This window comes from Pseudomonas canadensis (assembly GCF_030980095.1).
Classification (GTDB): Bacteria; Pseudomonadota; Gammaproteobacteria; order Pseudomonadales; family Pseudomonadaceae; genus Aquipseudomonas; species Aquipseudomonas canadensis.
On the sequence record NZ_CP133298.1, the window covers coordinates 3,228,259 to 3,254,548 of the forward strand.

26 protein-coding genes, 1 tRNA gene and 1 pseudogene are annotated in these 26,290 nt (G+C 60.4%); 13 read left to right on the forward strand and 15 right to left on the reverse strand.

Annotation, left to right across the window (positions count from 1 at the left end):
• Positions 1 to 13: 13 nt before the first annotated feature.
• On the reverse strand, positions 14 to 280 hold the full coding sequence (locus RB216_RS14665; RefSeq protein ID WP_068933064.1) for a metal-sensing transcriptional repressor: 267 nt from the start codon (positions 278 to 280) through the stop codon (positions 14 to 16).
• A 431-nt stretch (positions 281 to 711) separates the two neighbouring features.
• Here RB216_RS14665 and RB216_RS14670 point away from each other — a divergent pair, with 431 nt between their 5' ends.
• From RB216_RS14670 to RB216_RS14685, 4 genes are all read left to right on the forward strand, one after another.
• On the forward strand, positions 712 to 1,005 hold the full coding sequence (locus RB216_RS14670) for a hypothetical protein (protein ID WP_016975784.1): 294 nt from the start codon (positions 712 to 714) through the stop codon (positions 1,003 to 1,005).
• Positions 1,006 to 1,240: 235 nt separating this feature from the next.
• Positions 1,241 to 3,955 carry a magnesium-translocating P-type ATPase gene (gene mgtA, locus RB216_RS14675; RefSeq protein WP_122684952.1) on the forward strand — a complete coding sequence of 905 codons (2,715 nt, stop codon included), beginning with the start codon at positions 1,241 to 1,243 and terminating at the stop codon, positions 3,953 to 3,955.
• Between the two features lie 65 nt (positions 3,956 to 4,020).
• Positions 4,021 to 4,368 (forward strand): DUF2493 domain-containing protein, encoded by a 348-nt coding sequence (locus RB216_RS14680; RefSeq protein WP_028616245.1) that lies wholly within the window; start codon positions 4,021 to 4,023, stop codon positions 4,366 to 4,368.
• 4 nt (positions 4,369 to 4,372) lie between these two features.
• The gene (locus RB216_RS14685; RefSeq protein ID WP_308907458.1) at positions 4,373 to 5,209 is read left to right on the forward strand and encodes a PA4824 family protein; all 837 of its coding nucleotides are present in this window, start codon (positions 4,373 to 4,375) and stop codon (positions 5,207 to 5,209) included.
• Here the strand turns inward: RB216_RS14685 and RB216_RS14690 are convergent.
• The gene (locus tag RB216_RS14690; RefSeq protein WP_028616247.1) at positions 5,206 to 5,895 is read right to left on the reverse strand and encodes a tellurite resistance TerB family protein; all 690 of its coding nucleotides are present in this window, start codon (positions 5,893 to 5,895) and stop codon (positions 5,206 to 5,208) included. The genes RB216_RS14685 and RB216_RS14690 overlap by 4 nt on opposite strands.
• A 125-nt stretch (positions 5,896 to 6,020) precedes the next feature.
• Here RB216_RS14690 and RB216_RS14695 point away from each other — a divergent pair, with 125 nt between their 5' ends.
• The gene (locus tag RB216_RS14695) at positions 6,021 to 6,548 is read left to right on the forward strand and encodes a DinB family protein (protein WP_308907459.1); all 528 of its coding nucleotides are present in this window, start codon (positions 6,021 to 6,023) and stop codon (positions 6,546 to 6,548) included.
• On the opposite strand, the gene RB216_RS14700 is transcribed toward RB216_RS14695, so the two are convergent.
• The gene (locus RB216_RS14700; protein WP_123477572.1) at positions 6,520 to 6,993 is read right to left on the reverse strand and encodes a GFA family protein; all 474 of its coding nucleotides are present in this window, start codon (positions 6,991 to 6,993) and stop codon (positions 6,520 to 6,522) included. The genes RB216_RS14695 and RB216_RS14700 overlap by 29 nt on opposite strands.
• 197 nt (positions 6,994 to 7,190) lie before the next feature.
• On the opposite strand from RB216_RS14700, the gene RB216_RS14705 reads away from it, so the two are divergent.
• Positions 7,191 to 7,472 (forward strand): hypothetical protein, encoded by a 282-nt coding sequence (locus tag RB216_RS14705; RefSeq protein ID WP_028616250.1) that lies wholly within the window; start codon positions 7,191 to 7,193, stop codon positions 7,470 to 7,472.
• On the opposite strand, the pseudogene RB216_RS14710 reads toward RB216_RS14705, so the two are convergent.
• The 4 genes and pseudogenes from RB216_RS14710 to RB216_RS14725 all read right to left on the reverse strand — a co-directional run bounded on the left by RB216_RS14710 (position 7,450) and on the right by RB216_RS14725 (position 9,608).
• Positions 7,450 to 8,120, reverse strand: a pseudogene (locus tag RB216_RS14710) (DsbA family oxidoreductase). The gene RB216_RS14705 and the pseudogene RB216_RS14710 sit on opposite strands and share 23 nt — an antisense overlap.
• Positions 8,121 to 8,301: 181 nt before the next feature.
• Entirely contained in the window at positions 8,302 to 8,661 is a 360-nt protein-coding gene (locus RB216_RS14715; protein ID WP_050587842.1) for a hypothetical protein, read from the reverse strand.
• A 287-nt stretch (positions 8,662 to 8,948) separates the two neighbouring features.
• A tRNA-Leu gene (locus RB216_RS14720) sits at positions 8,949 to 9,035 on the reverse strand.
• Between the two features lie 243 nt (positions 9,036 to 9,278).
• Positions 9,279 to 9,608: a hypothetical protein gene (locus RB216_RS14725; protein WP_308907460.1), complete on the reverse strand. Its 330-nt coding sequence runs from the start codon at positions 9,606 to 9,608 to the stop codon at positions 9,279 to 9,281.
• 78 nt (positions 9,609 to 9,686) lie between these two features.
• Between RB216_RS14725 and RB216_RS14730 the strand changes: the two genes are divergently transcribed.
• The gene (locus tag RB216_RS14730) at positions 9,687 to 10,292 is read left to right on the forward strand and encodes a cysteine hydrolase family protein (protein WP_028616253.1); all 606 of its coding nucleotides are present in this window, start codon (positions 9,687 to 9,689) and stop codon (positions 10,290 to 10,292) included.
• 39 nt (positions 10,293 to 10,331) lie between these two features.
• Here the strand turns inward: RB216_RS14730 and RB216_RS14735 are convergent, their stop codons facing one another.
• The 6 genes from RB216_RS14735 to pstS form a co-directional block, all read right to left on the reverse strand.
• A complete protein-coding gene (locus tag RB216_RS14735; RefSeq protein WP_028616254.1) occupies positions 10,332 to 10,922 on the reverse strand; it encodes a hypothetical protein in 591 nt (196 codons plus the stop codon).
• Positions 10,922 to 11,620, reverse strand: coding sequence for a hypothetical protein (locus RB216_RS14740; protein WP_028616255.1), 699 nt, complete (start codon positions 11,618 to 11,620; stop codon positions 10,922 to 10,924). Before RB216_RS14740 ends, RB216_RS14735 begins: the two co-directional genes overlap by 1 nt.
• 27 nt (positions 11,621 to 11,647) lie before the next feature.
• A complete protein-coding gene (pstB, locus tag RB216_RS14745; RefSeq protein ID WP_010210300.1) occupies positions 11,648 to 12,409 on the reverse strand; it encodes a phosphate ABC transporter ATP-binding protein PstB in 762 nt (253 codons plus the stop codon).
• A gap of 76 nt (positions 12,410 to 12,485) precedes the next feature.
• On the reverse strand, positions 12,486 to 13,379 hold the full coding sequence (gene pstA, locus RB216_RS14750) for a phosphate ABC transporter permease PstA (protein WP_028616256.1): 894 nt from the start codon (positions 13,377 to 13,379) through the stop codon (positions 12,486 to 12,488).
• Positions 13,379 to 14,344, reverse strand: a complete 966-nt coding sequence (gene pstC / locus RB216_RS14755) for a phosphate ABC transporter permease subunit PstC (RefSeq protein WP_016978032.1) — start codon at positions 14,342 to 14,344, stop codon at positions 13,379 to 13,381. The genes pstA and pstC overlap by 1 nt, the downstream gene beginning before the upstream one ends.
• 73 nt (positions 14,345 to 14,417) lie before the next feature.
• Positions 14,418 to 15,446, reverse strand: coding sequence for a phosphate ABC transporter substrate-binding protein PstS (pstS, locus tag RB216_RS14760; RefSeq protein WP_016978033.1), 1,029 nt, complete (start codon positions 15,444 to 15,446; stop codon positions 14,418 to 14,420).
• Between the two features lie 184 nt (positions 15,447 to 15,630).
• Here pstS and ppk2 point away from each other — a divergent pair, with 184 nt between their 5' ends.
• Complete coding sequence (gene ppk2, locus RB216_RS14765) at positions 15,631 to 16,548, forward strand: polyphosphate kinase 2 (protein WP_122684940.1); 918 nt, start codon at positions 15,631 to 15,633, stop codon at positions 16,546 to 16,548.
• A gap of 14 nt (positions 16,549 to 16,562) precedes the next feature.
• Here ppk2 and treS read toward each other — a convergent pair whose 3' ends face one another.
• Both treS and RB216_RS14775 read right to left on the reverse strand, forming a co-directional pair.
• Complete coding sequence (treS, locus tag RB216_RS14770) at positions 16,563 to 18,626, reverse strand: maltose alpha-D-glucosyltransferase (RefSeq protein WP_028616258.1); 2,064 nt, start codon at positions 18,624 to 18,626, stop codon at positions 16,563 to 16,565.
• Positions 18,627 to 18,713: 87 nt separating this feature from the next.
• Positions 18,714 to 19,472: an AraC family transcriptional regulator gene (locus RB216_RS14775; RefSeq protein WP_308907461.1), complete on the reverse strand. Its 759-nt coding sequence runs from the start codon at positions 19,470 to 19,472 to the stop codon at positions 18,714 to 18,716.
• A gap of 186 nt (positions 19,473 to 19,658) precedes the next feature.
• Here RB216_RS14775 and RB216_RS14780 point away from each other — a divergent pair, with 186 nt between their 5' ends.
• Genes RB216_RS14780 through RB216_RS14800 form a run of 5 tightly spaced genes read left to right on the forward strand, consistent with a single transcriptional unit; the run spans position 19,659 to position 26,083 of the window.
• Complete coding sequence (locus tag RB216_RS14780) at positions 19,659 to 21,278, forward strand: APC family permease (RefSeq protein ID WP_028616260.1); 1,620 nt, start codon at positions 19,659 to 19,661, stop codon at positions 21,276 to 21,278.
• Positions 21,279 to 21,292: 14 nt separating this feature from the next.
• Positions 21,293 to 22,219 carry a 4-hydroxyproline epimerase gene (locus RB216_RS14785; RefSeq protein ID WP_308907462.1) on the forward strand — a complete coding sequence of 309 codons (927 nt, stop codon included), beginning with the start codon at positions 21,293 to 21,295 and terminating at the stop codon, positions 22,217 to 22,219.
• A 42-nt stretch (positions 22,220 to 22,261) separates the two neighbouring features.
• Positions 22,262 to 23,209 (forward strand): dihydrodipicolinate synthase family protein, encoded by a 948-nt coding sequence (locus tag RB216_RS14790; protein ID WP_308907463.1) that lies wholly within the window; start codon positions 22,262 to 22,264, stop codon positions 23,207 to 23,209.
• Between the two features lie 60 nt (positions 23,210 to 23,269).
• Complete coding sequence (locus tag RB216_RS14795) at positions 23,270 to 24,841, forward strand: aldehyde dehydrogenase (NADP(+)) (protein WP_308907464.1); 1,572 nt, start codon at positions 23,270 to 23,272, stop codon at positions 24,839 to 24,841.
• Positions 24,842 to 24,844: 3 nt separating this feature from the next.
• The gene (locus RB216_RS14800; RefSeq protein WP_068933039.1) at positions 24,845 to 26,083 is read left to right on the forward strand and encodes an NAD(P)/FAD-dependent oxidoreductase; all 1,239 of its coding nucleotides are present in this window, start codon (positions 24,845 to 24,847) and stop codon (positions 26,081 to 26,083) included.
• Positions 26,084 to 26,290 lie beyond the last annotated feature (207 nt).

Sequence of the window (26,290 nt, forward strand, 5' to 3'; positions counted from 1 at the left end):
CTCCCCTCGCGGCCTACAGGTACTTGGTCAGTTGCTTGAGCTCGGCCAACGAGGCCTGGCCATCCAGCGTCACGCTGCCTTCCAGGCAATGGTCGATATGGTCCTGGATCAGCGTGCGCTTGGCCTGGCAGATGGCTTTCTCCACCGCGTGCAATTGCTGGGCGATATCCACACACGGGCGCTGCGCCTCGATCATGCTGGTGATGCTGCGCAAATGACCTTCGGCACGCTTGAGGCGTTTAACGATGGCTTCGTGGGTTTGGTGGGCATGTTCGCTCATTGAGAGGCTCCTTCGGCGATGCGCTGATCGTATCCTCCCAGGGGGGATACGGGCAAGCCGGCTCATCTCCTTAGCGGAGAATAAATACCCTCACACTCGAAACCCTGACTAAGTGTAAGTACCTAACGAAATGAAACAGGCCTTCTGTCTGAACAAACTCTGAACTTGTAATGAATTAATACATTAAGCGTTGACATCCTGCGGCGTCGTGAGTAGATTGCCCGTGCCCGCAACTGGGGCCTTTTTTAAACCTCACAAAAGAAGCCAATGGACACAGTATCTAGTCGCTGTCCGAACACCGCTTACGCGGGCATCGGGCGCCAAACCCAGAATATGACAGGACTCGCCACCCCGGTCCGGTAAGCTGCGCTAGAGCTCGATGCTCCACCGTAACTGCCTCGCCGGTCGCTCGTCCGGTCCCGAGGTGTGTTATGACCTTCCAAGCCCTTGTTTTGCCTGATGTACGCACACTAGCGGCCGCCCTGCGCGCCAAGCTGTGCCGTGAGCCCGTAGGTTTTTCGCCTACCCGCTCTGCTTTTGCTGCACCCTCCCCTCAAGTGCGCCCGGCCTACCCGCTGGCGCATTGGCGTATCTGCCCGGAAAGCGGCCAACTGGTGCAGCACTGGGATCACGCCGACCCTCAAGACCCACAGAGACCCAAGGTTTCCAGCCTGGCACAGGCCAGCTTGATGCTCGGTCTTTATGTGAGCGCTCGCGCCGCCTGACCCGGCTGGAAACAGCAACTTCCTGATCCATGTTCTGGAGTTCTTTATGAACACGTCCAGTAGTAGCCCGCTGCGCGCTAGTTAACTAACGCGCTGTTAGCGGGCACTGTAGAAGTTATGTGAACACCTTATTTAAACCGATCGCGAAGTTAGCGACTCGGCATGCTTTCGCTCGCCTGTATTCAGGTAAGTACCGGGTATGTTTTGTCGAAAATTGGCGACAGGAGTACAGACAATGAGCGCCGTAAAAAACCCGCCTCTGCACAAAAAGAATGGCACCGACGCCGACACCAAACTGTCGATGCGTGCCGCCCGCGAAGCCCACAACGGCCTGTCGGCCACCCTGGCGAACGTACGTGCCACCCAGGACGGCTTGACCGAACTGGACGCCTCCGCTCGCCTGCAACGTGAAGGCTACAACGAAGTTGCCCACGATAAGCCGCCTCACGCCATCGTCCAGTTCCTGCAGGCACTGAATAACCCCTTTATCTATGTGCTGCTGACCCTGGCCGGTATCAGTTTCTTCACGGACTGCTGGCTGCCGATGCAGGAAGGCGAAGACGCTGACCCAACCAAAGTCATCATCATCATGACCATGGTGCTACTCAGCAGCCTGCTGCGCTTCTGGCAGGAACACCGCTCGGCCAAATCCGCCGAAGCGCTGAAAGCCATGGTACGCACTACGGCCACCGTGTTGCGCCGTGAGCAGGTAGGTTCGCAACCGACCCTGCGCGAAGTGCCGATGCGCGAGCTGGTGGCCGGCGATATCGTGCAGCTGTCGGCCGGCGACATGATCCCGGCGGACATCCGCCTGATCGAATCCCGCGACCTGTTCATCAGCCAGGCCGTACTGACCGGCGAAGCCTTGCCGGTGGAAAAGTACGACACCTTGGGTAACGTCACGCAGAAATCCGCCGGACCGGCAGTGGCCGACCAGGGCAACCTGCTGGACCTGCCGAACATCTGCTTCATGGGCACCAACGTGGTCAGTGGTCGCGCCAAAGCCGTGGTGGTCGCCACCGGGCCGCGCACTTACTTTGGCTCCCTGGCCAAAGCGATTGTCGGTTCCCGAGTGCAAACCGCGTTCGATCGCGGGGTGAACAGCGTCAGTTGGTTGCTGATCCGCTTCATGCTGGTGATGGTGCCGATCGTGTTCCTGCTCAACGGCTTCTCCAAGGGCGACTGGGGCGATGCGTTCCTGTTTGCCCTGGCGGTGGCCGTCGGCCTCACCCCGGAAATGCTGCCGATGATCGTCAGCGCCAACCTGGCCAAGGGCGCCACCGCCATGGCCAAGCGCAAAGTGGTGGTCAAGCGCCTCAACGCGATCCAGAACTTCGGCTCGATGGACGTGCTGTGCACCGACAAGACCGGCACCCTGACCCAGGACAAGATCATCCTCGAACACCACGTCAACGCCTTTGGCCAGCGTGATGATGCCGTGCTGTCCCTGGCCTGGCTCAACAGCCATCACCAGAGCGGCATGAAGAACCTGATGGACCAGGCGGTGGTGGAATTCTCGGAGCAGAACCCGAAGTTCAAGGTGCCGTTCGCCTACAGCAAGGTCGATGAGTTGCCGTTCGACTTCGTGCGCCGTCGCCTGTCCATCGTGGTCAAGGATGCTGCCGACGACCAACTGCTGGTGTGCAAAGGCGCTGTGGAAGAGATGCTGAGCATTTCCACGCATGTCATGGAAGCGGGCGCCGCCGTGCCGCTGGACGAGCGTCGCCGTGAAGAACTGCTGGCGATCGCCAACGACTACAACGAAGACGGCTTCCGTGTGCTGGTGGTCGCCACCCGCCACATTCCTAAATCGATGGCACGCCAACAGTACACCACTGCCGACGAGCGCAACCTGGTGATCCAGGGCTTCCTGACTTTCCTTGACCCACCGAAGGAAACTGCCGGCCCTGCGATTGCGGCCCTGCAACAGATCGGCGTGGCAATCAAGGTGTTGACCGGCGACAACGCCGTGGTCACCAGCAAGATCTGCCGCCAGGTCGGTCTCGATCCAGGCCAGCCGCTGCTGGGAGCTGAAATTGAAGCCATGGACGACGCCACGCTGCTGCGCCGCGTGGAAGAACGCACCGTGTTCGCCAAGCTGACACCGCTGCAGAAGTCCCGCGTGCTCAAGGCGCTGCAAGCCAACGGCCACACCGTGGGTTTCCTCGGTGATGGGATCAACGATGCACCGGCACTGCGCGACGCCGACGTGGGTATCTCGGTCGATACGGCCACCGATATCGCCAAGGAATCGGCCGACATCATCCTGCTGGAAAAGAGCCTGATGGTGCTGGAAGAAGGCGTGCTCAAGGGCCGCGAAACCTTCGGCAATATCATGAAGTACCTGAACATGACGGCCAGCTCCAACTTCGGCAACGTGTTCTCGGTGCTGGTGGCCAGTGCGTTCATTCCGTTCCTGCCGATGCTGTCGATCCACCTGCTGTTGCAGAACCTGATGTACGACATCTCCCAGCTCGCCTTGCCGTGGGACAAGATGGACAAGGAGTACCTGGCCAAGCCGCGGAAGTGGGATGCGAAGAACATCGGCCGGTTCATGATCTGGATCGGGCCGACCTCGTCGATCTTCGACATCACCACCTTTGCGCTGATGTGGTTCGTGTTCGCCGCCAACAGTGTGGAAATGCAGACCCTGTTCCAGTCCGGCTGGTTCATCGAGGGGCTGCTCTCGCAAACCCTGGTCGTGCACATGCTGCGGACCCGCAAGATCCCGTTCTTCCAGAGCACCGCCGCCTGGCCGGTATTGATGATGACTTGTGTGGTGATCGTGCTGGGGATCTACGTGCCGTTCTCGCCACTGGGCACCCTGGTAGGCCTGCAACCGCTGCCGCTGGCGTACTTCCCATGGCTGGTGGGCACCCTGCTCAGCTACTGCTGCGTGGCCCAACTGATGAAGACGATCTACATCCGCCGCTTCAAGCAGTGGTACTGATCCCCCCCGCCGTTTAAACGGTGGCGGTCGCCCGGCCGCCACCGTGCAACACAAGGAATCACCTTATGCGCGTCTTGATCTGTGCAGGTCGTCATTACGCCGACACCAAAATGTCCCGCCAAGTGCTGGACGCTTACCACCGCCTGCGCCCGGTGCAGGTATTGATCCACGGCGGCAACCAATTCCTCGGCAGCGACGTCGAGGACTGGGCACGGGAACTGAGCATCGACGTGGTGCGCTACCCGCCCAACTGGCAACGCCACGGCAAGCAGGCGGAACGCCAGCGCAACCATTTCATGCTGACCGACAGCCGCCCGGACGTGGTCATCGCCCTACCCGGTGGTGACGACACTTGCGAGCTGGTCTGCCAGGCCAAAGCCAGCGGCATTTCGGTGCTGACCGTAGAAAGCTGAATTCATGCGAGGTGCATCATGCACAAAAAAACACACGCAACCCCGCCAGGACGGGTTCGCCAAATACCGTGCGCGTCACTACCGAGGTGCGCGTCATACTCTGTTGCTGCTACCACCGGCCAAGCGTCGCGCGTTGCAGCGCAACCTGATCTTTATCGGACTTACCCTGGGCATTCTGTTGGCGATTGCCTTGCTGTCCAAGGCCAATGCGGCCGGTGGTTCTTACGTGGTCGATGACGGCGCGATTAATGCGCCGGGCGAATGCAATGTCGACGCCTGGCACACCGCCAACCGCCACGATGGCAGCACTCACACTGAAACGCTGTCGCCTGCCTGCACCTTCGCCGCGCTGCCTTCGGTGCAATGGGGCGCAGCCCTGTCCCGCGCTACCAGCGCAGACAAGGGCGAAACCCAAGTGAACCCACAGCTCAAGGCGCACGTATGGTCGCGGGAAGATCTGGGGCTGGAAATGGCCGTGTCAGCCGGTGCGCATTTTGCACACGACCGCCGACATGGCTTTGATGGCGCCGACTTCAATATCCCGTTGACATGGCAGCCACTGGAGCCACTGCGGTTGAACCTGAATGCCGGTTGGTCCCACGCCTACAACGACGGCGACCAAAAACACCGCCTGACCTGGGGCACTGGCCTTGAGTACCAGGTGGCGCATTCATTGACGCTGATCGCCGAGCGTTACGGCCAGGACGGCGGCGACCAGGCATGGCAGGCCGGGCCCAGGTTTCACGTCGGCGAATTTGTCGACGTGGACCTGGTGGTCGGGCGCAGCCTGATCGGTGAGCGCGCGCAATGGCTCACCACCGGGGCCACATTACGGTTCTAGGCCTTGGCTTGTTGTTCCAGGTGCAGTTGCAATTGCGCGTCGATTTGCAACTGCCCCGCCAGGTCATCCAGGTAGTTGCGCTCGGCGTCCTGCTGATCGTCCACCAACATCACACTGGCCAGGTAGATCTCTGACGCCAACGCCGGGTCATGAGCGTATTCAGCAAAGTCCGCTGCATCCAACGGCTTGGCGACTTCGGCGTCCAGCCATTGCTGCAATTGGATGTCATCGGTATGGCGACCTATCTCGGCGGAGATCATCTGCTGCTCCTGCTCATCGATCTTGCCATCGGCCTTGGCCGCTGCAATCAGCGCACGTAACACCCCATGGCTATGCGCTTCAGCCTGTGCACCTTCGAGTTGGTCAACCGTTTGGATCGCTTGCTGCGGCGCGCTGGCTTGCTGGCGTTGCCAGCTTTGATACGCCTGAAATGCCGCCATCCCCAACGACGCCAGTGCGGCGTAGTTCATCCCACCGGAACGCCCTTGCGTCGGACGTGTCGCAGACGCACCGCCTAACATACCGCCCAAGCCTCCCAACAACCCACCCAGGCCGCCACCGGCCGAAGCATTACCGGTGCTGGTGCCTTTCAATAACCCACCGAGGAGCCCACCCAGTCCGCCGGATGACGCACTGCCGCCTTGCCCGGCGCGCAAGAGTTGTTCAAGTAAATCACTGGTGTTCATGGTGTCACCCTCCGAGGGCGCAGCGTTGGCGTCTATCAACCATAGCCCGGCCTTGCCGGAACACCATGACCGCCGGGCGGTCACGGCCTATCATGACGCTATCGCGACTTCCAGAGAAAACCCAAGTGAACCGGACTGAGCACATCGCACTGATGGCAAATTACAACCAGTGGATGAACCGCAAGCTCTATGACGCGGCCCTGACACTGACGGACGCGGAGTTGGCGAGGGATCGACAGGCGTTTTTCGGCTCGATCCTCGGTACGCTGAACCACTTGGCGCTGGGCGATACCGTCTGGCTCAAGCGTTTTGCGCAGCATCCAGCAGGCTACGCAGTCTTGGCTCCGCTGAATGCAGTTTCTGCCCCCGCCGATCTCAAACAATTGGCCTTCGCGGATATACGCGAGCTGGCAGCCCATCGCAGCTGGCTGGATCAACTCATTGTCGATTGGAGCCACACCGTGCAGGAGATCGACCTGGACCATCGCCTGCATTACAGCAACATGCGCGGCGTGAGCGCCGATAAAAACTTCTTCAGCCTGTTGGTGCACTTCTTCAATCACCAGACCCACCACCGGGGCCAGGCCACAACCTTGCTGACCCAGGCGGGGTTGGATGTGGGCACTACTGATTTGCTGGCGTTGATCGACTGAACTCGGCGTAGGCCTGCATCAAGCGCGGAAATTCCTGAGGCTCGGGCAACTGAGCAAAGCTTTCCACCGCTGGGGTGGAGGCCCACGGCAGCTTCTCGCGGGTCCAGGTCTCCATGAACGGCACGTAACCGCTGGCGTTATCCAGTAAGGCGGCGCGCACGTTGACGAACTCATCGATGCCATGGGGTCGCGTGAACAGCCAGCTCATGCAATGGGGACAGAAATAATGGCGATCCACGCCCTGCATACCGCCGATCACCGGGCAACCCTGGGTCACCGTGAAGCCGCTGGCGGGAATCAGCGCGCTCAGTGAGAACGCGCTGGAAGACATCTTCTGGCAGCCGGTGCAATGGCAGGCCATGGTGATCACCGGGGCGGCACTCACGCTGAAGCGCACACACTCACAACGGCAACTGCCCTCGATTGGCAGGGAATCGACGCTCATCATTGCTTCCTTATTCTTGATGGGTAGCGTGGCAGGTTAGCCTCAGGTGCCAGGCTTGAACAGGTCTATAGCCAAAACCGAACGCTGTCTGGTTGTTGGGGTCGTAACCCTAGGTGTCGAGGTTTTTCAAAACCCCGCCCTCCCCGCGCGCATCGTGGGTCTACCGATGTGCGTACCCCCAAGAAGGAGACGCTTACATGGTCATTCACTTCAAGGTTGCAGGTCACTTGGCCTGTGGCCACCACGGCACCAACCTCCCTTCCAGCACCGAGCTGAACCGGGTCAAATGCCGTACCTGCCGCAATACCGATGCCTATAAAGAAGCGCGTCGGACCCAGCGCAACGCCGCTCGCCGTGCCAATCGCAAAGCCAAGACTCAGACCCACGTTGACTGGCGCAGCGCGTGGACGCAGCGCCTTACCGACCTGCCAGGTTTGCAGCGTTTGCCACGCGGGTTCAGTGGTCAGCCGTTCGTGTAATCACGGCGTCACCTGCTATTTGCCTGATGGCTTGTTCGTATTCCTCGACGGATTGTGAGCCAGCCACCAGGTGACGCCCATTCAGTACCATGGCCGGAACAGAACTGACGCCGCGCCTGAAATAAAAGTCTTCAAGCTCACGGACTTCAACAGCGAACTCCCCGCTGTCCAGCACCCCTTGGGCGCGTACGGTCGAGAGCCCCGCTTCACCGGCAAGACGCACCAAGGTGTCGCGGCTGCTGATGTTCTCCCCATCACTGAAATGCGCCTTGAACAGAAGGTGCTTCAGCGCCACTTGGCGACCGTCAACTAACGCCCAGAGCAACAGCCGATGGGCGTCGAAAGAATTGTAGAAATGAGTACGCTTCGCCAAGTCGAACGTGAAGCCCAAGGCGTTGCCACGGGCGATCACTACGTCATTGCGCGCGGCAACTTCGGCTCTCGTGCGGCCATATTTACGCATCATGTGTTCAACGGCGTTTTCTCCCTCGGGCGGCATATCCGGGTTCAGCTCAAAGGGTTTGAACGTCAGTTCCACCGCAACTTCGCCCGCAAGATTCTCGATAGCCTGTTGCAGCGCTACAGCGCCGAGTGCACACAAGGGCACATGACATCCGACACGAAGTCGATACTGACAGGACGCGTCACGATGTGGACTCCACCAGGTTATTGCGCGATTCACTTCTATTTACACAGGGCATCAGACGTTCTCCAGTTCACACCCTGCCGAAATGACGGGGCGGCGAATGGGATGAACTCTAGGAGGTTGTGTTGGGTGAATAAATGCAGGGCCGGGCACATCATTTGTACTTCGAAGTAATCAATCGACCTATCTCTCAAAGGTCACTGTGCGATTCGTGAGGATGGCCTCTAAACTGGCGGGCTCTACACTCACATCCGTTTTCCGTCTGATCTCTTCCAACCCCAGCTCTATCCGATAGTTGCAAAGATGATCAAAAAGCCTGTCGTGAGTTTCCGAGATCGCCTCCCCTTTATTTTTCGCGAACAGGATATGAAGTACCGCCATCATGGGGAGTGAAAGGCACTCATCCAAATCATTCTCGAAAAAATCCTCCAACTGCGCGGATAAAACCTCAAGCCACTGGTCGCTCAAGTTACAAGGCAGCGTCGACTCCGGCCCGTTTTGCATGACCTCGGTAGAGAACAATTTAAGCAAATCTTCAGACATGAGCAGACCCTCAATAAAGGTGCCCAAGTTAATACCGCGACAGCGGCCCTGTGGAAGCACTGTCAGCGTCAGAAACGTCCTGATTTCTTGAGTGTTACTTCGTACGCGCTTTGACCGAATCTTGAAATCACAGCTAAGTATCTGTTCAAAAAGACTCGTCAGCGTTTTGGTGGGCTCAGCGAGGGGCAGGAGTACATCCGGCTAAAAACCTGGGCACAAAAAAACCTGCGCAAGGCAGGTTCTTTGCGGGCTTCAGCGACGTCCTGGGAGGTCGTGAAACCAAATGATGGTGCCCGAACCCGGAATCGAACCGGGACGCCCTTACGAGCGGGGGATTTTAAGTCCCATGCGTCTACCAGTTTCGCCATTCGGGCGGCAGCGCGTGTTGCAGGGTTGGGAATATATAGATCCAGTCGCTTTGACGCAAGGTCGCGGGGCAGCTTTCTTGCTTCAGCAAGTCGGTAAAAAAGCTTGGTAGATCAGTGAGCTAGGTAAGCATCTGAAGTAAAACCGCTATGTCATCCAACTACGTGTGCCACCTGACCCGCTATCGTGGCGCCCTGCCAACGCAATGGACATCACGCTCCAGGAAGCAGGTGAAGCGTGCGTCCCCGTAACTACTCGACGACAGACTCCGTCGCTGGCGCTGGTTTCTTGAGCGCAAGCGCCGGGTCAGGCACTTCGACCCAGCCTTTCTTCACATACTCAGTGGCGACGATTTTACGGATCAGGAAACAGTAGAGGATGGGCAGCACGGCAATGGGAATCGCCGCCCAGGGCGGGCCTGCGAGAAAACCCAGCCCTATTGCGACAACCCAGATCAGCAAATGAAGCCAAAGGCCTGCAAAGAGAAGGTAGAGAGGGCCGAGAAACAATACTGCCAACACCTGGAACGCATCGACTTCTTCGACCTGGTCACTCTCTGGAGGCTTGAAATAGCGGGTCATTGCACTGTCCTTGTGGGGGTTGATTCAGTGAATATACTCTGAAGGGTCCAATTCAGTGATACCTCTCGGAGCTTCATCATGAATCCAAACGCCACCGCACTTGTCCTGATCGAGTTCCAAAACGACTTCACCACCGCAGGTGGCGTGTTTCATGACGCCGTCAAAGACGTGATGCACCAGTCCGACATGTTGGCGAACACCGCGACGACCGTGCAACAGGCGCGCGCGCTGGGCGTGAAGATCATTCACCTGCCGATCCAGTTCGCTGAGGGCTACCCGGAACTGACGAAGCGTGACTATGGAATCTTGAAGGGCGTTGCCGATGGCGCAGCTTTCCTTTCCGGCAGTTGGGGCGCCGAGATGACCGAGGCGATCAGCCATGAGCCCGGGGATATACTTGTGGAAGGCAAGCGCGGGTTGGATGGCTTCGCAACCACGGGTTTGGACTTGGTGCTGCGCAACAATGGCATCCAGAACCTGGTGGTGGCGGGATTCCTGACCAACTGCTGCGTCGAAGGCACAGTTCGATCAGGTTATGAGAAGGGTTACAACGTGGTGACGCTGGCCGACTGCACAGCGACGTTCACCGACGAACAGCAAAAGGCGGCCGAAAACTTCACGCTGTCGATGTTTTCGAAGGTGTTGCGCCATACTGAGTTTCTTGGGGCGTTGAACAACCAGTAAACACGAGGGGCGACTGATCAATCAGTCGCCCCATTTGTTTTATCCGTTCAACGTCAGCCCTGGATAAGCCCGTACAGGGACTTTGTGCCTCTGGGGCTGTTGGCGAGCCAGCTGCGCCTGGACCTGTGCAACAGCCTCCAACACACGCTGCGCCCACTGCTCATCTTGCGGGTCCACGACCACCACGCGAAACCCGTGGTCGAAGCCTTCAAGCTGAACGCCCTCAGAATCATCAACATGCAAATCGATATCGAAGGCCGGTGGGAATTTTGACGGCGTGCTCGTCAGCCCGCGTTCGGTCAGGGCCTGGTTATGTCGCACGCTGTTGACCACGCCGTCGACATGGATGCCGTACAGCAACAACCAACGGCGGATGTAGGACGGCGTGCGGCCGGACGAGGTGTAGACCCAGACACTGCAGCCCTGGCGACGCAGCTCACGGGTCAAAGAGCGCGTTCCGCTGCGCAGGGGCTCACCCAACCAACGGTGCACACACGCCGGCAAGCGGCTGTGTTCGGTCGCACTGTGGTGGAGCTGGCAGGCCAGTGTGTCGTCGATGTCGAACGAAATACGGATTCGCTGACGCTTGAACACACGCTTGATCGTGTCGAGCACTGGGTACCTTCCCATCAATGGCCCCCTAGGTGGGCGGGCGCTGGTGTGTCGCTCAGGAAAAACTCGGTTGGGTCTGGGGCGTTATCTTCCAGGAACGCTGCGTATTTTTTCTTGATCTTGGGCAATTCGTACAAGGCCATGACGCCATGCTTGGCGGAGTTGCGTATCACCGAGGACGGGTTGAAATAACCCTCGGCGTTGTCCAGGGTCAGCACAAACGGTGGCAACCCCTCGCGCATCAGCAGGTAACTGACGATCAGCGACCCACTGCGGTGATTGCCTTCAATGAATAACTGCGGCTTGCTCAGGACCCGCACGTAGACCCCGGCTGCTCGCTTCCATACGGATTCGTTATGGTGCTTGCAATACCAGTTGTACAGATCCTTGATGCCACCTTCGACATTGTTGAAAAAGTGCACTTCGGTCGCTGCCAGGTGTTGCGCGTATTCCTGCCGGCGTACCGGGTCTTTGCCACAGAGCACCGTGGCATTGATCTCCAGCATCAGGTTCAGTTGCTGGAGGTCGAACAGGTCGACACCGCGCGCAACATAGTCGTCAATCAGGGCATAACCTTCAAGCACATTCTGCAGCACTTCGTCTGTCAGCGGGTCGCGTGGCTCGGTGAAGTCCCGGCTGAGCTGGGCAAAACGGGCCTGGACCTCACGCAGTGCGCGTTCGATCGCCGCCAGATCAAGACGATGTGTTGCAGGCATTGGCATTCCTGAAAGACGGTGCATGGGTCAGCTGAACTTGCCGCTGATGTAGTCCCCGGTCATTTGCTCACGCGGGTTTTCAAAAATCTGCGCGGTCGGGCCCATTTCCACTAGATAACCGGTACGGGTGCCCTGGGAGATGTCCACCGAGAAAAACGCGGTGGTGTCGGCCACACGGATCGCCTGCTGCATGTTGTGGGTGACCAGCGCGATGGTGTAGTCCTTTTTCAACTCGACCATCAGCTCTTCGACACGGCGCGTGGCGATAGGGTCGAGCGCCGAGCAAGGTTCGTCCAACAGCAGCACTTCCGGCTCGGTCGCGATGGCGCGGGCGATGCACAGGCGTTGCTGCTGGCCGCCGGACAGCGAGAGGCCGCTGACCTTGAGCTTGTCCTTGACCTCATCCCACAACGCCGCGCCTTGCAGCGCGTGCTTGACGCGGTCGCCCAGGTCGCCCTTGTAGCGATTCAGGCGCAGGCCAAAGGCCACGTTGTCAAAAATGCTCATCGAAAACGGGTTCGGCTGCTGGAACACCATGCCGATGTAACGGCGTACGACCACCGGATCAACGCCCTTGCCGTACACGTCCTGGCCGAGGAAATGCACGTGGCCTTCGAAACGGAAGCCTTTCACCAGGTCGTTCATGCGGTTGAGGCTACGCAGCACAGTCGACTTGCCACAGCCGGACGGCCCGATGAAGCCGGTGATCTTGTTTTTCTCGATTGGCACATGGCTATCACGCACCGCCATGAAGTTGCCGTAGAAAATCTTGTCCAGCTTGCAGTCCATGACCACAGGTGCCTGGGTGACAAACGGAGCGGCTTTTTGCGCAGTTGAGACGTTCAAAATTCAGGTGCTCCCGTTCTTAGTACTTGGGCTTGCCGAAAATACGGCTCACGATATTCACGACCAGCACGATCATTACCAGCACCAACGAGGCCGCCCATGCGAGCTCGAGCTGGTTGTCGAAAGGCATGCCGGAGAAGTTGTAAATCAACACGGCAAGCGACGCCGTCGGATTCATGACCGCCAGGCTGCCGTCGTGGTAGATCCAGTAGTTACTGAACAGCGCGGTAAACAACAGAGGTGCGGTTTCGCCGGCGGCACGTGCTACAGCGAGCATCACACCGGTCAGGATCGCGGGCATGCCGGTGGGCAAGACGATTTTCCAGATCACCTGAGAGCGGGTGCAGCCCATGCCGTACGCCGCGTCCTTCATGATCTTGGGCACCATCTTCATCGACTCTTCAGCCGTCAGCACCACGATTGGCAGCATCAGTACCGCCAGCGCCACACCACCGGCCGGGGCCGAGTAGGTTCCGGTGGTCATCACCACCAAGGCGTAGGCGAACACACCCGCCAGGATCGATGGCAAGCCGGTGAGCATCTTGGCGGCAAAGCGCGAGGCGTTCGCCAGTTTGCTGTCCGGGCCCAGCTCCGCAAGGAAGATAGCAGCCAGGATGCCAACCGGCACGGCGATGGCGGCAGCAATACCGACCATCACGAACGTACCGGCCATGGCGTTGCCGAAGCCACCGCCGGTCTCGAAGCCGGTGGGTGGCAGTTCAGTGAACACTTCCAGGCTCAGGCGTGCGCCGCCACGGGTGATCAGCATGTAGAGCACGGAAATCAACGGCACACTGGCCAGCAGCGCACCGAGCCACACCAGCGTGGTCAGCACCAGGCTGCGCAATGCGCGGCCTTCGAACCGGCGCTGCAGGCTCGGCATGGCGGTGATAGGCGTAGAGAGATCAGTCATTATTTGGTACCCCGCTGGGCGTAGACCATGATCATCGAACCGATGATGTTCACCAGCAGCGTGATAAACATCAGGACCAGTGCGGCGTACATCAACACTTCGATCTCGTTCGGGCCGGCTTCGGGGAAGTTCAGCGCCAACAAGGCCGCCAGGGTGTTGGCCGGTGCAAACAGCGAAAGCGAGATGTTGTTCGCGTTGCCCACCAGCATGGCCAGGGCCATGGTTTCACCCAGGGCGCGACCGAGGCCTAGCACGAGGGAACCGAAGATGCCAGTCGCGGCGGATGGCACCATCACTTTGAGAATCGCTTCCCAGTGGGTGGTGCCCATGCCGTAGGCGGCCTGCTTGGTTTTCATCGGCACACCGGTGAGAGCATCCTGGGAAACAGCGGCAATGGTCGGCAGAATCATGATGGCTAGCACCAGCGCCGCCGGCAGCAGGCCCGGTCCGCTCAGGGATGTGCCGAAAAACGGGATCCAGCCCAGTTCAGTGTTCAGCCACGCAGTCAGCGGGCGGATGGCCGGGATCACCACATATATGCCCCAGAGGCCGTAGACCACGCTGGGGATGGCTGCGAGCAGTTCAACGATGGTGCGAAACACCGCCGCGAGTTTTGCCGGCAGGAAATCCTGGGTGAGAAAAATCGCCATGCTGACGCCGAAAAAACCTGCGATCAACAACGCGATGAGGGCGCTGTAAAGCGTGCCCCAAATAGCTGGCAGAATGCCGTACTTGCCTTGGTTAACGTCCCAGACACTGCCGAACAGCACATCAAAACCGTGCTTTTCCATGCCGGGAAGTGCCTTGCGTCCTACTTCGAAGACCAGCGCGAAAACCAGCGCCAGCACCAGCACTACGCCTATGCGTGCAAGTGCACGGAAGGTGCGGTCAACCAGGAAATCCTTCGTAGAGGGTGGCTGGCACGCAGAATCCGGGTTAACCGGTACGACAAAAGGTGTGTTCATTGGCTAATTCCGGAACAAGGGGGGAACGCTCCCGGCATGGCTGACAGCCCATACCGGGAGCGGCCTGGCGGCCTTACTGGATGTTGGCGGAAGCTTTGCGAACTTGATCGACAACCGATGGAGGCAGTGGGATGTAGCCCATCGAGTCGGCGATTTTCTGACCTTCGGTCAGGCTGTACTCGACCATTTCACGCATGGCTTTGGCTTTGGCTGGGTTGCCGTTGTCCTTGCGGAAGATCATCCAGGTGTAGGAAGTGATCGGGTAGGACTTGGCGCCATCCGGGTCCGGCAGCCAGGCCACCAGGCTTTCCGGCATTTTCACCGCAGCCAGGGCTTCGGCGCCGCTCTCGGCGTTCGGTACCACGTATTTGCCGGCCTTGTTCTGCAGCTGGGCAAAGTCAACCTTGGCCAGTTTGGCGAAGCCGTATTCGATGTAGCCGATCGCGCCTGGGGTCTGGCGCACAGTGGCGGTCACACCATCGTTCTTCGGCGATTTGATGAACTTGTCGCTGGCGGGCCAGTTGACGGTGTTGCCTTCGCCCAGGTCTTTCTGGAACTCAGGGTTGATCGCTGCCAAGTGCTTGGTGAACACAGCGGTGGTGCCGCTGGAGTCTGCACGTACGACTACGGTGATCGGCATGTCTGGCAGTTTCAGGCCTGGGTTGGCGGCAGCGATCTTCGGATCGTTCCACTTGGTGATCTTGCCCAGGAAGATGTTGGAGTACACATCGCGTGGCAATTTGAGCTCTTTAGGATTGCCCGGCAGATTGAACGCCAACACGATTTCACCGGCAGTCATCGGCAGCAGTTGCGCGCCTTCGGCAACCTTGGCGATGTCTTCGTCTTTCATGGCCGAGTCGCTGGCGGCGAAGTCGACGGTTTTGTTCAGGAAGTCCTGTACGCCCGCACCGCTACCTTTGGATTGGTAATCAACGGTGACACCCTCGGTTTTCTTGCTGAAATCCTTGAACCAGGTGAGGTAGATCGGGGCTGGGAAACTCGCACCGGAACCGGTGAGGCGGATGCTCTCGGCAGCAAACACCGAGGTGGCACTGAGAGAAACCGCAACGGCGAGTGCAGCAGACTTCATCAGACGTTTCATTAAGGAAAATCCTTGTGATTTCGGGCCCGGGAACTCTGCAACATTCTTGTTACGGTTTTATGAACGTGGAGTGGCAAAACGCCTGGTTGTCCCCCTCTCCCACCGCAATCACGGCATTTGATGTCATTGGTTAGTAACAAAATGCGACTAAGACTTTGCCATCCCCACCACGCGAGTTCCGCCCATGTCCTCAATAGAAGATGCCTTGATGCAGCGCATCCATCGTGAATTGCTGGATCACAGTGACGAAGAGCTGGAACTGGAGTTATCCGAAGACGGGCACGACCTCAACGCACTGTTTGACGAGCACGTCGGTGAAAGCGCCGAGAAAACCGCGCGCAGGATTTATTTCAGCGAACTGTTCCGCCTGCAAGGCGAACTGGTGAAATTGCAGAGCTGGGTGGTCAAGACCGGTCACAAAGTGGTGATCCTGTTCGAAGGGCGCGATGCCGCCGGTAAAGGAGGCGTGATCAAGCGCATCACTCAACGCCTGAACCCCAGGGTCTGCCGAGTCGCCGCCCTGCCCGCGCCGAATGACCGCGAGCAGACCCAGTGGTACTTCCAGCGCTACGTTTCGCACCTGCCAGCCGCCGGCGAAATCGTGCTGTTCGACCGCAGCTGGTACAACCGCGCGGGCGTCGAGCAGGTCATGGGGTTTTGCAACGCGGACCAGTACGAAGAATTCTTCCGCACCGTGCCCGAGTTCGAGCGCATGCTCGCCCGCTCCGGTATCCAGCTGATCAAGTACTGGTTTTCGATTTCCGACCAGGAACAGCACCTGCGTTTTCTCAGCCGCATTCACGACCCGCTCAAGCAGTGGAAACTCAGCCCCATGGACCTGGAGTCACGTCGCCGTTGGGAAGCCTATACCAAAGCCAAGGAAATCATGCTCGAGCGCACCCACATTGCCGAAGCGCCGTGGTGGGTAGTGCAGGCCGATGACAAGAAAAAAGCCCGGCTCAACTGCATCCACCACTTGCTTGGGCAGATGCCGTATGAGGAAGTCGAGCTACCGGTGATCGAACTGCCGCAGCGCGTGCGGCAGGAGGATTACTCGCGCAACCCGACCCCGCCGGAATTGATCGTGCCCCAGCTCTATTGATCTTGGGAGGGTGGTCACAGTGGTGAACTGCTGACCACCCGCAGTGCCAACCCTTCGTACGCATCCAGGGTGATGGTGAATTCACCCTCCGCCGTCAGGTCGCCCTCCACCCTCTCGTTGATGATGTCCACCACCATCCCGGCAGCGATATCCGGCAAATGCAGGGTTTCGGTGATGGGTGTGGCACCGAAGTTCAGCGCGGTAATTTGCGTGCCTTTGCCGGCCGGTAATTCATGGACCATCACCAGCAACGCCGAGTTTTCAACCTCCGGCACTAAAATTTGGCGGCTGGCGGCGATGTCGTAGGCACGGCGCACAGCGAGGATTTTCTGCAGTTGCGAGGCGAAGGATTCCGGATCCTGCAACTGGCTGTTCAAGCTGCCATAGAGGCTTTTCGAACGCGGCATATGGCCCGCCGAAAGCTCCGCATCCGGGTTCAGGTCCACCAGGTCATAAGCCCCGCGATGAATCCAGCGGGTATCGCCATCCTGCATCAAGTGCTCGACCTCTTCAGCCGCCAGCGGCAGCGCGCCCGCCAAGTCCCAACCCGACAAGGCAAACACGCCCGGCTGCATCGCGTTGTACATCACCAACAGTAAATGGATCTGGCGGATCTGCTGGATATCCGCAGCGGTGATCGCCTCCAGATCACGAATGCCAAGCGCCGCCGTAATAATGCTCGCGGTGGTGCACGACACCCCATTGGTCACGAACTTGAGGTTATACGGCGCGTGCTCACCGGCCAGACGCTCGTACATCTGTTCGCGAATGTGCTCACGCAGGATATTGCCGGGGAAGGTTTGCCCCTGATACAGGAACGTGTCATGAGCGTGCAGGGTCCAGAAATGCACCAACTCCAGCGTCAGCTCATCGTGGTTCTGCAACGCATGGATCAGCGAGCCTGGGTCGATGCCCTGACGGTGCATTTCGCGCAGCATCAGGCGCAAGAACTCGGCATCGCCCATCAGCAGCGCGTGCTGGTACGCGGGGCGGGTGATGAAGTCATAGGACAGGTCGGCACCGCCATGGGACATCGAGGCAATGTCGTCCACGGTGAGGTTCAACTCCTGAAAACTGAAACCGCCCGCCTTGCGAATCGCACCGCCGAGCAACTGGTTGCCGGTGATCGACAGTGGATGGCTCTCGGACCAGGCCGTGCCGTCCAGCTTGCGCTCCACACCGAGAAAACCATTGGCGTCCAGGCGCAGGATCTTCGCGCCCATCACGTCGATGGCGTGCAGCGCATCACCGATGATCATCTGCTGTGCGGCAAAAGTCGGGTCCAGCCAGTTCAGCGACGGCTGGCCTTCCTTGAAGTAATGCAGGTACACCCAGCGACGCGGCTTGCCGTCCACGCCCAGCACTACATCCGTCGCGCTCCAGTCGGTTTCCTTGACGCCGGGTTCGAAGAAGATCACCCGCTGCAACTGACCGACGATGTAGTGTTTGTCACGCAACGCATCGACCTGGGCGGGGCTGAGGTTCTGCGCGTCACGGCCTTCAGCGACGTCGGGCAACAGCGCCCAGTCCTCCTCGCGGATTTCTACCATGTGGTACAGGCCGGGATAGTCCTCGTAGGCCATCTCGGCCAGGCGGAAATCCGCGCCCTTGCCGGTGTGGGACGGGATCACATCGTCGATGATCACCGCATTGTGTGCCGCCGCCATGCGCGTCAAGGCCTGCAACTGCGCCTCGGTGCCCAACTGCGGGTCGATCTCGAAACTGATGCGGTCGAAATTACCATCGATAGTTGGCGTGTGCTGCGTGCCCTTCAGGCCGCCAGACTTCTTCAGCGGGCCATTGTGGATACCCTGGATGCCGATCTTCGACAACGCCTGCCACAGCGCCTCATCCCCCAAAGCCTCCAGCACCGTGCCACCCTCGCGGGTCACGATGGACGCCGGGTACGCGGTAAACCACACCGACGACAGGGCCGAAGCATCACGGGGCCGGGTCTGCGCATACGGCTGTTGCCACAACCGGCCCTGGCCCGAATAGAGCTTGGCCCGCTGGCGTGCCGCGTGCAGCATCGATTGTTCCACCAGCCAGTTCACATGGTTGTTTTCAGCCGCCGTCATATGCCTGATCCCTGTTGTCGTCCAAAGGTTGCTCGTAAGCATAGGAGCCACAACCGGGGCCATTCGTTGCATTGCAATGTGGGGCGACTACTCCAACTGCCGATACTGCCTCGGCGTAAACCCAGTCGACGCCTTGAACTGGCGGGTGAACGCGCTGTGGTCGGTATACCCGCACTGCAACGCCACTTCGGTGATCGGCAGGTCGGTGTGCAACAGCTGGTGCGCATGCTCCAGTCGCACTTTCTGGATCATCTGCCGTGGCGTGAGGTGGAACACGCGCTTGCAGTAGCGCTCCAACTGCGCCACCGAAATCCCTGCGATCCGTGTCAATTCACCCAAGGGCACACGACGGTTGAAGTGCGCGCGGATGTGCGCGTCCACGGCGGCCAGGCGCTGGTACGCCGGGTGGCTTTCGCTGGCGGTCTGCAGGTCGACCGAGATACCGGCCAGGCCAATGATCGCGCCCGAATGGTTGTACAGCGGCCACTTGTGGGTCAAGCACCAGCCGGGTTCGCGGGTGCCGTACAGGTGCAGTTCCAGCTGATCTTCCAGCACAAAGCCCTGCTCCAGCACGCGCCGGTCCTGCTCGGTGTAGCCCGGCCCCAGTTGCGCAGGAAAGACTTCGGCACTGGTCTTGCCCAGCAGCGGTTGCAGCTGCTTGAGGCCGCAGCGCTGCACCAGGGTGCGGTTGGCGAGCACATAGCGGGCCTGGGTGTCCTTGATGAAAATCGCCGCATTGGGGATCACGTCCAGCATCGGCAATAGCTGCGCGACACTGCCCAATAACTGTTCGATGTCTTGGGGGTTGCTCCCTTGGCAAAGGGTCGCAAACGCGCTCTGCATCATGACGGTTGCTCCCATTGTTTGCCTGGACGGCTAGCAGATTGCCCGATGCCCTGCGCCCTGTCGAGCCACCAAAACTGTGCTGATTTCGTCATCGATGCCAGCAAAAAACATCAATCGCGCCGCCGTTCATGAGTTCACTCTATGGCCACTGCATGCCTATCCAATAACTCACAAGAAGGCGACGCTATGTCAGCTCAAGGCAAGTTCAAGAAACAGCTTTCCCTGATGGACCTGACCTTTATCGGGTTGGGTGCCATCTTTGGTTCGGGCTGGTTGTTCGCAGCCAGCCACGTATCCGCAATCGCAGGCCCGGCGGGCATTATTTCCTGGCTCATCGGTGGTTTCGCGGTACTGCTGCTGGGCATTGTGTACTGCGAACTGGGCGCCGCATTGCCGCGTGCCGGCGGCGTGGTGCGCTACCCGGTCTACTCCCATGGCCCGCTGTTGGGCTACCTGATGGGTTTCATTACCCTGATTGCATTTTCCAGCCTGGTGGCTATCGAAGTGGTCGCCTCGCGACAGTACGCGGCGGCATGGTTTCCCGAGCTGACCAAAGCCGGCTCCAGCGACCCGACCACCCTGGGTTGGCTGGTGCAATTCGCCCTGCTGTGCCTGTTCTTCGTGCTCAATTACCGCAGCGTGAAAACCTTCGCCATCGCCAACAACCTGGTCAGCGTGTTCAAGTTCATCGTACCGTTGCTGGTGATTGGCGTGCTGTTCACCTTCTTCAAACCGGCGAACTTCCAGGTGCAGGGTTTCGCGCCGTTTGGGCTGTCGGGCATCGAGATGGCGGTGTCGGCCGGCGGGGTGATTTTTGCCTACCTGGGGCTGACGCCGATCATCTCGGTGGCCAGTGAAGTGAAGAACCCGCAACGCACGATTCCCATTGCCTTGATCCTTTCGGTGTTGTTGTCGACCGCGATCTACGTGCTGCTGCAAACCGCCTTCCTCGGTGGCGTGCCCACGGAAATGCTTGCCAATGGCTGGGCCGGGATCAGCAAGGAACTGGCGCTGCCCTACCGCGATATCGCCCTGGCGCTGGGCGTGGGCTGGTTGGCCTATCTGGTGGTGGCCGACGCCGTGATCTCCCCCAGCGGCTGCGGCAATATCTACATGAACGCCACGCCCCGTGTGGTGTATGGCTGGGCGCAGACCGGCACGTTCTTCAAGATTTTCACGCGTATCGATGAGAAGTCCGGCATTCCACGGCCCGCGCTATGGCTGACCTTTGGCTTGTCGGTGTTCTGGACCCTGCCGTTCCCGTCCTGGGAAGCACTGATCAATGTGGTGTCTGCGGCGCTGATCCTCAGCTACGCCGTGGCCCCGGTTACTGTTGCCGCGCTGCGTCGCAATGCACCGCAGATGGCGCGGCCGTTCCGGGTCAAGGGCATGGCGGTGCTGGGCCCGCTGTCGTTCATCATCGCCGCACTGATTGTGTACTGGTCTGGCTGGGGCACGGTGTCCTGGCTGCTCGGCCTGCAGATCCTGATGTTCGTGGTGTACCTGTTGTGCGCACGCTGGGTGCCGACCGCACACATCAACCTCAAGCAGCAAGTGCGCTCGTCTGCCTGGCTGATCGGCTTTTACGCGGTGACGATCCTGCTGTCCAAGCTCGGCAGTTTTGGCGGCATCGGCGTGATCAGCCACCCGCTCGACACGATTGTCGTCGCCGTTTGCGCACTCGGCATTTACTACTGGGGCGCAGCCACTGGCGTGCCGGCTCACCTGGTACGGCTGGAACACGAAGCCGATGAAAGCGAAGCGGTCGACGAACCTCACGCGCCGCTGACACCCGCGACTTACTGATTCAGGAGCCTTTTATGAAGCGACTGCATGTGATCGACTCCCACACCGGCGGCGAACCGACGCGCCTGGTCATGAGCGGTTTCCCGGCGCTGAACGGCGCGACGATTGCCGATCAACTGCACAGCCTGCGCACCGAGCATGATCAATGGCGCCGCGCCTGCCTGCTGGAGCCGCGTGGCAATGATGTACTGGTGGGCGCGCTGTATTGCGAGCCCGTTACGCCAGGCGCGATCTGTGGCGTGATCTTCTTCAACAACGCCGGTTACCTCGGCATGTGCGGCCACGGCACCATCGGTCTGGTTGCGTCGCTGCACCACCTGGGCCGTATCCAGCCCGGCGTGCACACGATCGACACGCCCGTTGGCCCGGTGGCGGCCACGCTGCACGAAGACGGCAGCGTAACCCTGCGCAATGTGCCTGCCTATCGCCTGCGCCAGCAGGTGCCGGTGCAAGTGCCGGGGCATGGCGTGGCCTACGGCGATATCGCCTGGGGCGGCAACTGGTTTTTCCTGGTGTCGGACCATGGCCAACGCTTGCAGATGGACAACGTGGATGCGCTTACCGACTACACCTGGGCGATGCTCAAGGCCTTGGAAGAGCAAGGCATTCAGGGTGCAGACGGTGCACTGATCGACCATATCGAGTTGTTCGCCGACGACGACCACGCCGACAGCCGCAACTTCGTGATGTGCCCCGGTAAAGCCTACGACCGCTCGCCCTGCGGCACCGGCACCAGCGCCAAGCTGGCGTGCCTGGCCGCCGATGAAAAACTCAAGCCGGGTGAAACCTGGACCCAAGCCAGCATCACCGGCAGCCAATTCGAAGGCCGCTACGAATGGGACGGCGAGCACATCCGCCCCTTCATCACTGGCAGCGCCTACATGACCGCCGACAGCACCTTGCTGATCGACGAGCGTGACCCTTTTGCCTGGGGCATCTGAACCCTTCCCTGTTTGTACTGAACGTTCCAAGGAGTTAGAACAATGAGCGACAACATCTTCACCGGCTGCATCCCCGCCCTGATGACCCCGTGCACCGCCGAGCGCAAGCCCGACTTCGACGCCCTGGTCGCCAAGGGCCGCGAGTTGATCGATATCGGCATGAGTGCCGTGGTGTACTGCGGCTCCATGGGCGACTGGCCGTTGCTCACCGAAGCCGAACGCCAGGAAGGCGTGGCACGCCTGGTGGCAGCCGGTGTGCCGACCATCGTTGGCACCGGCGCGGTCAACAGCCGCGAAGCCGTGGCCCATGCCGCCCATGCGGCCAAGGTCGGCGCCCATGGCCTGATGGTGATTCCGCGCGTGCTGTCCCGTGGTGCCTCCGCTAACGCGCAGAAGGCGCACTTTTCGGCGATCCTCAAGGCCGCGCCAAACCTGCCAGCGGTGATCTACAACAGCCCCTACTACGGCTTCGCCACCCGCGCCGACCTGTTCTTCGAACTGCGTCGCGAACACCCGAACCTGATCGGTTTCAAGGAATTCGGCGGCGGTGCCGACCTGCGCTACGCCGCAGAGCACATCACATCCCAGGACGATAACGTGACCCTGATGGTCGGCGTCGACACCCAGGTGGTGCACGGTTTCGTCAACTGCAACGCCACCGGCGCCATTACCGGCATTGGTAACGCCTTGCCTCGGGAAGTGTTGCAACTGGTCGCGCTGAGCAAAAAAGCCGCCAAGGGCGATGCCAAGGCCCGTCGCCAGGCCCGTGAGCTGGAAGCGGCGCTGGCGGTGCTGTCGTCGTTCGATGAAGGCTGCGACCTGGTGCTGTATTACAAGCACTTGATGGTGCTCAACGGTGATAAAGGCTACGCCCTGCACTTCAACGACACCGACGCGCTCAGCGACGCGCAACGTCGTTACGCCGAAAACCAGTACGCGCTGTTCCGCCAGTGGTACGCCACCTGGTCGGCGGAACAGAACGTCGCCTGACCCCTTGCGCGCCGCTGCGGTTCTCGCAGCGGCCAACCTCTTTTCTACCAGGACGATCCCATGACTCTGACGGGCAAAATGCTGATCGGTCAGCACGCCACTACCGGCAATCGCGAGGCGATCCGGGCGGTCAATCCCGCGACCGACACCCCCATGGAACCGGCCTATCCGGGCGGCAACGGCGAACAAGTGGCCAAGGCGTGCGCTCTGGCGTGGGCCGCGTTTGATGGGTACCGCGAAACCTCGCTGGAGGTTCGAGCCACATTCCTTGAGACCATCGCCGCGCAAATCGAAGCCCTGGGTGATGAGCTGATCGAACGTGCCGTCGCCGAAACCGGCCTGCCCCACGCGCGCATTCAAGGCGAGCGCGGGCGTACTTGCGGCCAACTGCGCACCTTCGCCCGCACCGTACGCGCCGGGGAATGGCTGGATGTGCGGGTGGACCCTGCACAGCCGCAACGCCAGCCGCTGCCTCGCCCAGACCTGCGCCAGCGCCATATCGCGCTGGGCCCGGTGGCCGTGTTTGGTGCGAGCAACTTCCCCCTGGCGTTTTCCGTGGCGGGTGGCGATACCGCCTCCGCGCTGGCCGCCGGTTGCCCGGTGGTCGTCAAGGCCCATGGCGCGCATCCAGGCACCAGTGAACTGGTGGGCCGGGCGGTGGCGCAAGCCGTTCAGGCCTGTGGTTTGCCCGAGGGCGTGTTTTCGTTGCTGTACGGTTCAGGTCGCGAGGTGGGGATTGCGTTGGTCACCGATCCGCGCATCAAGGCAGTTGGCTTTACCGGCTCGCGCAGCGGTGGCGTGGCGTTGAAACAGGCGGCGCAGGCACGGGCCGAGCCAATTCCGGTGTATGCGGAAATGAGCTCAATCAACCCGGTGTACCTGTTTGCGGCGGCACTGGCCGCCCGGGGTGAAGCATTGGCCCAGGGCTTCGTGGCTTCATTGACCCAGGGTGCCGGGCAGTTCTGCACCAACCCAGGGTTGGTGATCGGGGTGCAAGGGCCGGCCCTGGATCGCTTCATCCGCACCACCAGTGAGTTGCTGCCGAGTTGCGCGGCGCAGACCATGCTCACACCCGGTATCGCCAGTGCCTACGATTCCGGCGTGGACGCATTGACCGAACACGCCAAGGTTGTCGCACAGGGTTTGCCGGCGACGGGCCCGAACCAGGGCCAGGCCCATGTGTTTGTGACCCAGGCGCAAGCGTTCCTGGCCAATCAACACCTGCAGGCCGAAGTCTTCGGCGCGGCGTCGCTGATAGTCGTCTGCGCTAACAATGAAGAAGTGCGCCAGGTGTCCGAACACCTGGAAGGCCAACTGACCGCCACCCTGCATCTGGACGAAGACGATCTGCCAAGCGCCAAAGCCCTGCTGCCGGTTCTGGAGCGCAAGGCCGGTCGCCTGCTGGTCAACGGCTGGCCGACGGGTGTGGAAGTCTGCGATGCCATGGTTCATGGCGGGCCCTTTCCCGCCACATCCGATTCGCGCAGCACGTCGGTGGGCACGGCGGCGATCCAACGGTTTTTGCGCCCCGTATGTTATCAAGACTTCCCCGATGCACTGTTGCCTGCCGCGCTCCAGCACGGCAACCCTTTGCTGCTGCGGCGCTTGCTCGATGGCCAGAGGGAGGCGTAGGCCATGTCCGATCCGGATATCATCGTGGTCGGCGCCGGCATCATCGGCGTCGCCTGTGCCCTGCAACTGGCTCGTCAGGGGCGCCAAGTGCTGGTGGTCGACCCGCAGGAACCGGGTATGGGCGCGTCGTACGGCAACGCCGGGCACCTGGCGACCGAGCAAGTGTTTCCCATCGCCGACCTATCGATCCTCAAGCGCTTGCCCGGCATGCTGCTGGACCCCATGGGCCCACTGCGCCTGGACTGGAAATACCTGCCGCACGCCCTGCCCTGGTTCGTGCGTTTGCTGCTGAACCTGCGTCCGGCGAACTATCAACGCACGGTCGCGGGTATCCGCGCGCTCAATGAAGGCAGCCTGGGCGCCTGGCAGCGCTTGCTGCACAGCATTGGGCGCGCGGAGTTGCTGCGTGAGGATGGCTCGCTGCTGGTGTTTGAACGGGCGGATTCACGGGAAGCCCTCAATGCCTTGCAGCAGCGCATGCAACAGCAGCAGGTGCCGGTGGCGTTCTGGTCCGGCGATGCCATACGCGGGGCTGTACCGCAGTTGAGCGACAACATTCAGGGCGGGCTGTTTTTTCCCGGCACCGGGCACTTTCTTGATCCTTACCACGTGGTCTGCGAACTGGTGCGGGCAGCCAGAGCCAGCGGCGTGCAGTTTCTTAAACGCCAGGTGCTGGATGGCCGCGTCGACGCACAGGGCATCTCACTCTCCACTGACCAGGAACCGCTGAGCGCGCGTCAGGTCCTGATCGCCTGCGGCGCCCATTCGGCCAAACTGACCGCCGCCCTGACCGGCAAAAAAGTCCCGCTGGACACCGAGCGCGGCTACCACCTGATGCTGCCCAATGAACACCACCGTCTGCCGTTTGCGGTCACCTCCCTGGAGCGTAAATTCATCATGACGCCCATGACCGACGGCTTGCGCCTGGCCGGCACGGTGGAATTCGCCGGCCTTGATCGGCCTGCGAATATGGAGCGTGCCTGGCAACTGCATCGGTTGAGCAAGGGGTTGTTTCGCGAGGACTTGAGTGCAGAAGGTGCAACGCCGTGGATGGGGTTTCGGCCGTCATTGCCAGACTCGCTGCCAGTGATTGACCGGGTGTGTGACGGGAAGGTGCTGCTTGCGTTTGGGCATCAGCATTTAGGGCTGACACAGGCGGCGGTGACGGCGGAGTGGGTTGGGGAGTTGGCGAGAGTGGGCCAGGCACCGTCAGTGGCCCCCTATCGCCTGGACCGATTCTGAACTCTCTGTAGTGAGCAGGCTTGCCCTGCGCTGGGCTGCGAAGCAGCCCTAAACCCAGACGGCCGATTTCCGACTGAAGAACTGCGGTGCCTGCAGTGGGGCCGCTTCGCGGCCCAGCGCAGGGCAAGCCTGCTCACCACAACAAGCCTGTTTACCCCAGCAAATCGGCTCACTTCAGGGAGCTTCGTGATCCCTTAGTTGATGGGT